7 protein-coding genes are annotated in these 11,258 nt (G+C 47.6%); 3 read left to right on the forward strand and 4 right to left on the reverse strand.

What is annotated here, in order from left to right:
* Positions 1-897: 897 nt before the first annotated feature.
* Both QUA38_RS23590 and QUA38_RS23595 read left to right on the forward strand, forming a co-directional pair.
* Positions 898-1,413: a DoxX family protein gene (locus QUA38_RS23590; RefSeq protein ID WP_333166166.1), complete on the forward strand. Its 516-nt coding sequence runs from the start codon at positions 898-900 to the stop codon at positions 1,411-1,413.
* The gene (locus QUA38_RS23595; RefSeq protein WP_333166168.1) at positions 1,410-1,925 is read left to right on the forward strand and encodes a DUF4385 domain-containing protein; all 516 of its coding nucleotides are present in this window, start codon (positions 1,410-1,412) and stop codon (positions 1,923-1,925) included. Before QUA38_RS23590 ends, QUA38_RS23595 begins: the two co-directional genes overlap by 4 nt.
* 101 nt (positions 1,926-2,026) lie before the next feature.
* Here the strand turns inward: QUA38_RS23595 and QUA38_RS23600 are convergent, their stop codons facing one another.
* From QUA38_RS23600 to QUA38_RS23615, 4 genes are all read right to left on the reverse strand, one after another.
* Entirely contained in the window at positions 2,027-2,494 is a 468-nt protein-coding gene (locus tag QUA38_RS23600; protein ID WP_006634375.1) for a regulatory protein RecX, read from the reverse strand.
* Positions 2,495-2,584: 90 nt separating this feature from the next.
* Positions 2,585-2,995 carry an AbrB family transcriptional regulator gene (locus QUA38_RS23605; protein WP_172184952.1) on the reverse strand — a complete coding sequence of 137 codons (411 nt, stop codon included), beginning with the start codon at positions 2,993-2,995 and terminating at the stop codon, positions 2,585-2,587.
* Between the two features lie 1,743 nt (positions 2,996-4,738).
* Positions 4,739-6,439, reverse strand: a complete 1,701-nt coding sequence (locus QUA38_RS23610; protein ID WP_333166171.1) for a CHAT domain-containing protein — start codon at positions 6,437-6,439, stop codon at positions 4,739-4,741.
* A gap of 4 nt (positions 6,440-6,443) precedes the next feature.
* A complete protein-coding gene (locus QUA38_RS23615; RefSeq protein WP_333166173.1) occupies positions 6,444-6,698 on the reverse strand; it encodes a hypothetical protein in 255 nt (84 codons plus the stop codon).
* A gap of 1,417 nt (positions 6,699-8,115) precedes the next feature.
* Here QUA38_RS23615 and QUA38_RS23620 point away from each other — a divergent pair.
* On the forward strand, positions 8,116-11,258 hold a 3,143-nt coding region (locus QUA38_RS23620), incomplete at its 3' end, for a cadherin-like domain-containing protein (protein WP_333166175.1).

Here is an 11,258-nt window from a genome sequence, read left to right on the forward strand (position 1 = left end):
AAACCGGGCGCCCATCCGCTAGCTAAAGCTGCTGCAGAAAAGATGCCAAGCAACAGCGATTGTCGCAGCATCCGGTTTATGCCAAATTTAGAGGTGTTTAGTGAGGTGTTCATGGTCGTCGGTGATTGATTGCGTGTAGATAAAAATGACACAGCGCTTGGAGGCTCAATCTTTTTGAATAATGTGGTGGGTAAAAAGTTCCTGCCGTTGGTGACTATTTTGAATTCCAGCAGGATGATTTGGGAGTGGCTACGACGATCGACTTTTTAGCAACTTCGATAATTTCATTCATTATAACATCTGTGGGAAGTTGACAAAACCCTTACTTTAGACGGTAATTTTAATTACAGAGCGTTCTGGAATTGCCTCTCCCAATAATCCTAAAAGCATAAATATTAAATAATTCTAAAAATTCTTGACAAATTACTCGCATTATTTAGTCTAATCCAGGTACGCGCGAGCGAAGCTATCCCGAATGCGCGTGCCTTCGGTGAAGGGTAGGAAATCGCCTGCAAAGCAAGGTCAAAATTAACAGTAATCGCACTCATCAATTCCCGCGATAATTTATTTAATGTTAGGCTGTGGCTCATTTATCAATCGAGAAAATCCCCCGCTGGTTTGGCCGCTAACGCAGCCCGATCCGGAACAAAAATCCTGTTTTACTACCCGAAGATAGAGACAGCAGCAGGGAACTAGACATTAAAATCTTGTTATCAAAATGCGCGCTATCTGTTTTTGGCAGTCAACGCCCCGACCTTCGATTCCAGTTCTCGCTACCTCCTGTTTGGGGCTGTGAAAACTTGTCTGGGAGTTACCCAGAAACCTGGTTTTTCTACGCAATAAAATCGTTACAGCCACCAGCCAGAGCAGACAAACTCGGAAAGCTGGAATTTTTGGATGTCAGTTTTAGGGCCCTCTAGATCCCAGACAGCATATTTTGGCAAGCCTTATCGCAGCAATTTAACAATTATTAATTACCCATTGCCCATGAAAAGTCAAAAAGAAATTTGGCGAGTTATCCTCGCAGTAGCTATGAGTATTGTAGGCGTGCTGCACTTTGCAGTGCCGACACCTTTTATCCGAATCGTCCCGCCCCAGCTTCCTTACCCAGAAGCCTTGGTTTATATCAGCGGTTTTTTCGAGATTTTGGGTGGCATTGGGCTGTTAGTTCCTCCTGTCAGCAGGGCGGCCGCATGGGGATTAATTGCCTTGTTTATTGCCGTGTTTCCAGCTAATATCAATCAAGCCGTCAACAACATTCCGATAGAAGGGATTCCCCACAACCAATTACTGTATTGGTTCAGGCTGCCTTTTCAAGCTGTCTTCATTGCTTGGGCGTGGGTTTATACCCAACCAGACGAAGGTAAACCCCGGGCTTCTATAGTTCCAGATAGAACAGAAAATGCCCCATGAAGCAGTTCGACTACTCTTTGGATTTTAAGAACATCGACTTTCGACAGCACCCGGAACTTTATCGCGTAGGGAAAGGAGAACAGGGAGTGCTGTTGGTGGAACCCTACAAAGGAGAAATTCTGCTTTTCTGGAGATTTAAGACTCCTGAAATTGCCAGGGAATCCAGCAGCAAAATTTACTCCATGTTTTTAGAGTATCTCGATCGCGAAGATTTTGTGGGAGCCGACATGGCCCGCAAGTTCTTGCAGATGGGGTATACTCGATCGCGTCGCTACGCCAACCACAAAAGCGGTCGAAAATACCAGCAAAACCCTCAGAAGCTGAAGTCTGTTGCAGATCAAACCGCTGCTCGAAAAGATATTTTGCCGCTAGAAGCAGATTCGGTGAAAGCAGAATCCGCCGCCATTTTTCAAGAAAAATGGATGCTGGCCAAAATCAACGAGAAATATCTCGAGCTTTTAGCCAGACACCGGCAGATGTACGAATCTTATTTAGTCAACCCTGACGATTGACATACATTTACAAAAATTCAGGACTTACACTTTAGCCTTGTCGGCAGCAGTGTAGTTGTGCTTGCCTATCTGGACCGCACCTCTTGGCATGACCCTACTATTTACTCGTCATCTTCTTCTGTTTGCCACTGTCGCCAAATTTCAAAGGCATTAAAGCCCCTGTATTGCAGGTAATTCAAGACTTTGCCCTTGGTTTTCGGATCTGCTTTACCCCAAGTATCGATCTTGTATTTCCGCATGACTTTGGCTTTTAATTCGGCCAGTTTTTCTGCTTCGGAGTCCTGATTTTCGGCAATTTCTTCTTCCCAGACTTGCTCGAACAAATCGTTGGTAATTCCTTTTTGCAGGCACTTGCGCTTGATGGCCGACTTCCCGTATTTGCCTGCTGCAGAGGCGATCGAGTTTGCCACCAAGCGAGTGTCGGACTGATAGCCGCGGTCTTGAATTTGCGCGATCGCCTCCAATATTTCCTCATTGCCAAAACCTTTCTCTTGCCCCTTTTTGCGAAGTTCAGAGGCACTGTAGTCTTTGCGGGACAAGAGAAAATAGAAATAGTCAAGACAGCTCATCAGTTCAATCGAAGGGTGGCGCGCAAATACTCGTGTAGCGAATGCCAAATCCAGTCGCCTTGCTATCGGCTGACTGCATCACGATCGCCTCTATTCTTCTGTATCCTCCTCTTCATCATCCACATCCACATCCGGTCTGTCCACATCGATCTGAATCAAGCGAATATGCTTATATCCGAGCTTAATTTCAAACTCGTCTCCTGGCTTTAATCCCATTTCTTGGGTATAATTTGCCCCGATCACGATCGAACCATTCTTGTGAACGCTAGCTCGATAACTCGCTTCTCGCCCGCGTCCGTCTGCTTTCGACTTCTCTAGCTCAATGCCCTTAGCAGCTAACACTGCATCGTAAAACTCAGCCAGATTAATCCGGGTTTCTCCACTTTTGCTGACAGTGAAGTAGCCGCAAAGCTTTGCAAGTTCTCTGCGTGGCAAATCACTGCCTTTGATTTTTTGAAGCAGACCTTTTCCTGTTAAGGGTGCTGTAGCTGTTTCTGCCATTGACCGTACCTCGCTTATTGGACTTTACTTATATCAATTACAACACATTAGATTAACTTTGTTTCACTGTCAATACTAAGAATTCTGAATATTAAGATTCTGGATAAATTTCTGCATCCTCAAGACCGGGGGTGCAAGTAAGGATGCTCGAAGGGCGATCAATTTGCTGCTTGTGGCCCAAATCCTTGCGTAAGCCTCAGAGCGATCGCGCGGGGAATTATTGCCGCAAATTAAATGCTTTACTTTTTTACAGTAAAGTCTGTTCCCTGCATTCACCAATCCCCGATCAAGTCTGTGGTCAAGGTAAAAACAAGACAGCCATGAATCGAAATACCTAGAGCGCGGCCGCTGCAAATCTGGCGAAAGCATTTACCTGCCGCGGTTAACTTTTACCTCAACAAGGGGAGGCAGCACTTGTTCTCGATGCCGCTGCCAGCTACTTGCAAAACCAGTTTACAAAAAGAATCCAACTGTAGGCAAGCTCCAAACCCTTATGGAATAAGTCATTCCCAATTCTTCAATCTAAAATCTAAAATCTAAAATCTAAAATGGTATAAACCCTACTTTTTGGGCTGGAAATCCCTTCAAAACCCCAAATACCAACGAGCAATCTTCTATTAAGGTGTTGGGCATATAACTTCCACAGAACGCTGTCTGGGGAAGGCAATCCGGTAAAAATTGAAGGAATTTTCACATCTTCGTTGAACGGGTTTAAGCTAAAATCAGACTCAATGGGCGCTCCTGCAGAAACATCGGGCAGCCACTAAGAGGGAAATAGTTTTGATCGGGCGAGATTGCTTCGCGACTCTTAACACTTCGCCACGAATCAGTAGATATGTAGGGGGAACTCGGGAAAATCTTCCTCCTCCGGCCACAACCCAGAGAATTTGAGGTTATTTCCACAGGGGAATTGAAAAAGACCGAGTTAAATGCACAACTGCTTAAATGTTTGATGCACTACAAATTAGTAGCGGTTCCCGACATGGACTTTCGATGGAAATGTATTGGTTTCCACTCGTGGCCTGTAAACTGCCAGACTCTCAAAATTTATCCACCAACTGGAGGGGCGCGTCAAACTCACAGCCGCTTCCATAATTAATTATTGTGAAATATACCAACCGCACTGACGGTGAGGACGTTCCTAATTGTTGCAACTATGGCTTTTATTGTCTTGTGCCGAATGACGAATGCTCCTGCTGCCGAATCAGCCCGCCCAAAAACGCATACAAGCCACCGACTCCTGTCGTGGAGAGATCTAAATTTTAGACTCTTGTTCAAGCTTGCAGATTCATCTGTCCAGTAAATCTAAAATCTCAACTCCTTCGACTCCCGGCTCAAGCCGAAGTCGAAAACCTACAATCGACTGACGAATTCGGCGTTGCTGACTCACGGTATGAAAATAGATAAGTTGGAAATTCCGAAGATGTTCTGACGCGCTGGTTTCATTATTTTGCAGATTGAGTCGTTCATACCATAAATCAGCAACGCCACGAATTCTATATCAAACAGTCCCGGAGTTCCTCTCTCGACGAGAAACCCGGTTTCTTCCTAGATGCTTGGTTGCGCTGCTGCTTATTTTCGGTAAAAACCGACCTGATGAAGGTAAGTCCGAGATTCGATCGAGCAACATACTTTCGATCGCTTTTCCACCGACAGCCGATCGCGAATGGTCAGCAAAAACCTCACCCAGTTTGGAGCTAGGCCAAAAGGGTCTAAATTCGGCATTGCAGTGGGCGCTCGCTTTTAGTGGCGTTGTTGCAAATAATTTTGCGACAGGGGAGTCCGTACCGCCGGTAGTAACTCTTCAGGTTTCGTGCCTCGCTGGTGCGAGTAGCGCCACCCAAAAAAGCCAGCACTCAAAGCAACGGGCAATAAGCAAAGCATTAGGGCGACAGATTTTTTCAACCCCGGTTTTTTTAACGGTTTTTGAGTCGGTGCAGCGGCGCGAGTTGCTTGGATCGCCGAACACTCAGAATTAGGAATAGAGGACTCCGAAGCCGTCGGTGAGTTCGGTGAATTAGTAGCATCGACTGGATCGTTCTGGTGAACCCAATCCCTGCGATCTTTTAATTGGTCAGGAAAGTATTCCCAGACTTCCCCCTCAGAACTGTCTGACTCATGCGATCGATTGGCTGGCATTGGCGGGTATTGGGCGATCGCCGAGAGTGAAGGTGGCGCATTCCATTCTGTGCCTGCCAGAGCCGGCTGCGTTCCCGACGCGATTATTGGCATCCGAGACCCGGATGTCGCGCTGTGGGTTGGGCCACCGATCAGATAGCCGTCAAAGTCCGGGTGCTGGTAGAGAATGGGCAAAGCCCAGTATAGCTGGTGAGAACCGTAGGCAGAAATTAGCCCTGCTCTAGCCCGGCTCAGGCTCAGATCGACAGGATAGCCTTGATTGAGGTTGCGGTAAAACAACCGCGTCAGAGTTAGCGCTACATCATCGGGGATGCTTTCTGCCATTGCTAGCACCGCCGGAATGCCCCGCTTCACTAGAGCTTCGGTTAAGTTCCGTTCCGGGCTGTCGTCCGCGAGGTCTGAGGGGTCGCCGTAGGCGCCGCGGCAGGAATTGAACACGGCCATCTGAATACCGTTGTTAACCAGCAATCCAGCTAAGTCGTCGCCACTCAAGGTTTCGGTTAAGCCGGTGCGGCTGCTGACTAGGTAGAGTTCCCCACCTCTGGAACCTAAGTTGCTGTGACCTGCGTAGTGCAGGACTTGGTAGTGTCCTTGTTCTAGGGCTTGGGTAAGTTGTTCTCGATCGGGCTGTTCGAGAATAGTCAGTTGAATTTCCGGGGAATGGGGGCTGTTTTTGAGAGGATTAGCGGTGCGGTTTTGGAGTTCTTGTTGCAGGTGGAGCACTTCTCGCTTGAGCTGCAAGCTGTCTCGATCGCTCGGAGAGGCGATCGCCATTAAAATTTTTAGTGGCCCGCTACTAGGCACTATCCGGGTTTGTTTGAACAAACTTGTACCTGGTTGGTAGCGAGAAAACACGACATCGGTGCCGGTTGCCAAAGGGCGATCGCCGGCGTGCAGAACTTCCCACGGAAGTCGTGGCAAGCGCCGACCTTTGAGGCCGAGTCGCAGTTGCAGCACTTCTCGGCGGTGCTGGGCAATGCCTTGAGCACAAGTCCAGCTATCGCGCAAGTTTCCTTGAAACAGCCCGCTGTATAATTGTTGCCCCAGGGCTACTAAATTCGGCGCTGAGTTGTTTCCCGAACGGGAGAGGCCGCGACCAGCCAAATTGCTTCCCTGTACTACTTTTCCCTGGAGCAAGCCCACCAGCGGGTCGTTCATCAGTTGAGCAGACAGTGCAAGCCATTCGTTGATCGGCCAGCGGACTTGTTGTTCGGCTAAGGGTACACCGGGTGCAACCCTTTCTGTCCTGACTAGATATTCGTCGTCCCCAACAGGGGTGACTGAGAGTTGAAATTCCTGGCTCACCGATTTAGCGCCCTCCCGCCTTAATTCTGAATTTGCCTGCGTTTTTGCGGCTAGCAATAGCGATCGGCAACATATTTTTTACTCTTTCTATCAAAGTTTCTGAATTCGCTTCCCCCGATCGGGCGATCGCTGGGGTCATATATATTTGTTCAAACACTTTGAGGATATAAAAGTTGTACTTTAATAACAGTTTATTAGTTTTGATTGCCCTGTGGCTCGGTGAAAGCCGAATTTTCTCCAATCTTGCTATCTTTAACATTTTGCACCTCTACCGCAGACCCCTTTAGATTCGTCGTGAACTTGAGTTTCTCATTGCTGAGTAAAGTTAAATTGGAGGCACTTTACCAGGCGGATCTCTAGTTCTTATTAAAATTACTTCGGCTCTCGCCAACCGGTTTCAGGGCAATATCGCAGGGAAAGTTGAGTATTTTATTTTTTTTGGCGATCGGCCGATCGGTCTTTACCGCTTATCCTCTACCACCAGCCCCCCATGTGTAATCTGGATTTTGTGTCAATTAATTAATTGGTCAGCCCTGGGTTCTCATCCGTAAGCCCTCCGCCCTCATCCTTAAGACCTCAGTGGCGATCGGTAATCGATAGTGGACCATCGATAATTGCTAAAAAATCATTGCTAATTTACCGCTTTTATGATATACAAAACTTTTAATTTAACTCTCTTAATCTAGTTAACGTTAAGCAGCAAAAATAAACTTAAGTAGCCAAGAACTCTCAACAATACAATGGCAATCAAATTATTCCGGTACTCTCCAGCAACCATCATTTTTGACATCTAGAGGATTAAGCCTCATCATGCCGGTTTCTCGGAGAATTATTGGATTTGGTAGCCAAGCCTCTACAAAGCAAGTGGGTTTCGCCGCCTCGCCGTGGGCCATTCCCGCTCAAAATGCCGATCGAGCTTGCAACTGTCACCAAAAACGAATTCTGCGTCAATACTACTTTTTAGTAAAAGTTACAATCTGTCTTGAGATAGATATATTTTGGCAAAACTCTTAGTATCGATCCGAAAAAATTTTTTTTCTCAGTTCGCGAGATTTCCTCGAATCGAGAGAAAATTGTGCAACTAAAAATTAGAACAAATATTTGCCCGGCCTAATTATCTAAATTTCTAATTACTCATCGGGAACTAAAATTAGAAACGTGCAGTCGTTTAGTCAAGAGATTCAAATCCTTAAGTCAGGGAAGGATTTGTCAAAGTTGGGAGTGTTACAAAACTTCAATACACCCAGCCGTTATCGGAAAAAAAGCAAGGGTAAAATTGGGGGATACAAGTTTTGGGTAGTTATTTAGGAGTTGTCAGTTGCGAGTTTAAATTCAGCTAATTCACTGTAGAAATTACGTAGAAAATCTACAATCAGGGGCCCTTCGGCGCAGCTTACTGTAGAAATTACCGAGAACATCTCAAATGCTCGGCGCTTCGGCGCAGTAATTACAGTGTAGGTTGCGGATCAATTAATTTTGGTAGGCAATTGCAGAATATAAAACTCGCAACAGAGCGAAAAAAACCTTGCGGTTGAAGTGGCATCTATAAGAGTAAAGATGAGGAAACCAGCTCCTCTAGCAGGCGAAAGCATGAAGTTAAAAAAATTCTTCTGCAGCCTCCTGTTTGCTGATAAATTGATTCTAAGAAGCTTACCATTTTTTGGGAAATATCAACAATGGATGAACTAACGTTGGAAGAAGCGGGAAAACTTTTTCCCGATAAAGATGAAACAGAAATTCCTGAGATGACACAAATAGATCCCAAATTGTTTACTACACCGATCCCCCCCGGTGACGTGGTGGATTTAGGCAACAACAGCTCTCCAAATTCCGCTCCGGACTTAGCCAAGATAATTCAGGTAGCGCTCACGGAAAACACCGCCGACATTAACGCCTTATTTTCGGATCTGTCTAACGGTGCACCCGAAACAGGTGCTGCTGATGACAGCCAAATTGCGGAATCTAACGGCGTACTAGAAGAAGGTGTAGGCGACAAAGATGACAATGACTTAGATGATGGCAACGGCATAGATGATCGCCGCCGAACCGTCATCGGTAGCGATGATGATGACGTAATTGTCGCCACCGACAATACCGAGGAGATATTCGGCAAGAAAGGCAAGGACAAAATCATCGGAAAGCGTGACAAAAAAATTAAAATCAAGGCAGGTAAAGGTGACGACGATTGCGAGGGCAGCGATGAAGACGATGAAATAAAGGGCGATCGCGATAAAGACAACGTTAAGGGCGGCAAAGGCAACGACACCCTTAACGGCGGTAAAGATAACGATACCGTGATCGGCGGCGAAGGCAACGACGACTGCGAAGGCGATGACGGCGATGACTGGGTCCACGGCAAGGAAGGAAAGGATAAGGTTAAGGGCGGCGCCGGCAACGATAGCATCTACGGTGGCAAAGACGACGACGATTGCAAGGGCGACGAAGGCAACGATAACGTCCGGGGCGATCGAGGCAAGGACGATTGTGAGGGCGGCGACGGCAACGATACCGTTAACGGCGGTAAAGATAACGATACCGTGATGGGCGGTGGCGACAGCGACGTTTGCAGTGGCGACGACGGCGACGACAGCGTTAGCGGCGGCACCGGCAACGATACCGTGCTCGGCGGCGACGGCAACGACAACTGTGAAGGCGACGACGGCGACGACAGCGTGATGGGCGGTGCCGGCGACGACAGCGTGATGGGCGGTGCCGGCAACGATACCCTCGTTACTGGCGACGGCAATGACATGGCAGGCGGCGGCGACGGCGACGACAGCGTTAGCGGCGGCGGTGACGGCAACGATACGCTAATGGGCGGCGACGGCAACGATACGCTGATGGGCGGTACTGGCAACCATACCTGTGTCGGCGGTGCTGGAAATGACGTTTATGTCGTGAGTAACAGTACCTCTGGGGCAAGTGCAGTCATCACTGACTTCGAGGACGGCAGCGACAAGTTTCTGCTGTTTGGGGACTTGAACTTTAGCAGCTTGACCTTTATACAAGTCGGTGGCAATACCGAAATTCGGGTCAATAACTTCGCCTTGGCGCTATTGTTGAATGTCAACGCAACGCTGATCACGGCTGCCGACTTTTTGGGAGTTAATCCTCAAACTCCAACTCCAACTCCAACTCCAACTCCAACTCCGAACCCGATTTCTAACCCTCCGCGAGTGGAAGCTAATAAGATCCTGATTGCTGGTTCCAGCGGCGGCGAGCAAACTATTACTCCTGAGTTGTTGAGTTTTGTTGATGACCAGCAAGGTCCTGCCGGCACAATCTACACGGTAACCGAGCTGCCCGATGCTACAACCGGTCAACTATTCTTTAAGGGAGTCGCCGTAACAGAACCCGGTTTTACCTTCTCTCAAGCAGACATTAACTCAGGCTTGGTAAGTTTCAAAGCGAAACTAGGTTATAAGGGTGCGGCTGGTTTTGGTTTTAAAGTTAGCAACGGCAAAAGAGATCTCATCAACCAGCGTTTTAGCTTCACTGTCGAGGCAAATTTCTTTAATTTTGCTGGCACTACAGAACCTCAAGTTATTGTCGGTTCTGCGACGCTGGATAATGACATCGAAGGCAGCGATGGTGGCGATGACATTACAGGCGGTAATGCCAATGACACAATTAAAGGCGGCAAAGGCAAGGACACAATTAAAGGCGGCGATGATGGTGATAATATCGACGCTGGCGAGGATGATGACGATATCGAAGCTGGCGCCGGCAATGACACATTAAAAGCCGGCAAAGGCAACGACAAAGCCAAAGGCGGCGATGGCAATGACGATTTCGACGGCGGCGATGACGATGACGATCTCGACGGTGGCATCGGCGATGACACAGTAGTAGGCGGTGCTGGGAATGACCTATTAACAGGAAATGAGGGCAATGACACGATCGAAGGCGGTCTAGGAACCAATACTCTAATTGGTGGTGGTGGAAAGGATATCTTTCGTTACTTCATTTCCCGCCAAGAGGTTAAAACAGTTGTAGAAGCTGACTTTATTACTGACTTTAATGTCGATGACGATGTTTTAGAGTTCTCTAACGCAGCTTTTAGTCTCAACGCTTCTATCTTGACCAAAGTGGACATTACTGCTACTTCTACTGTTGGCTCGATCGGCAGCGGTAATTTCCTCGACTTCACCCTGGATACCACTGTTAACAGCATCACGACTTTGGAAGCGCGGTTTGCAGAGTTGGGCGGCAACCGAGACGTGCCTATTTTCTGTCAGTTTATAGATGCCGAGACAAACCGTGTGGTGCTGGTATATGGTGTTGGGGCGCGCTTTGAACTTGTGGCCAGTTTCTCGCTGGAGGTTCGGCTCACAGTCAATAACTTTGTCTTCACGGGCCCGCCACTAAATATTCCTGTCGGTACTGCTGGCCCTGACAATTTCAATTTCGGCACTTTTCCGGTTCCAGTTAATTTCAATGCTTTAGCAGGCGATGACAACATTGTCGGCAGCAATTTTAACGATACCATCAACGGTGGCGACGGCAACGATACCATCACCGGCGGGCTCGGTTTGGATGTCATAAGCGGTGGCAGTGGTGCGGATCTGTTTGTTTACAGGACTACTAAAGAAGGCGGCGATAAAATTTCCGACTTTACTGTTGGGGTAGACAAATTCGAGTTTAGCGCGAGCGCTTTCGGCAATTTGACTACAACTAACTTTGACGGTGTTAGCGGGGTTTCTCCTGACATTACTGGCAAAGAGTTAGTGATTTTCACAGGTGGCAGTTATGCCTCTTTAGAAGCTGCACAAGCTACAGCCGTAGGCAATTCTACAACTGCTGGTTTCTTCGCCTTTAC

The sequence above is a fragment of the Microcoleus sp. Pol12B4 genome, from assembly GCF_036701385.1.
Lineage (GTDB): Bacteria > Cyanobacteriota > Cyanobacteriia > Cyanobacteriales > Microcoleaceae > Microcoleus.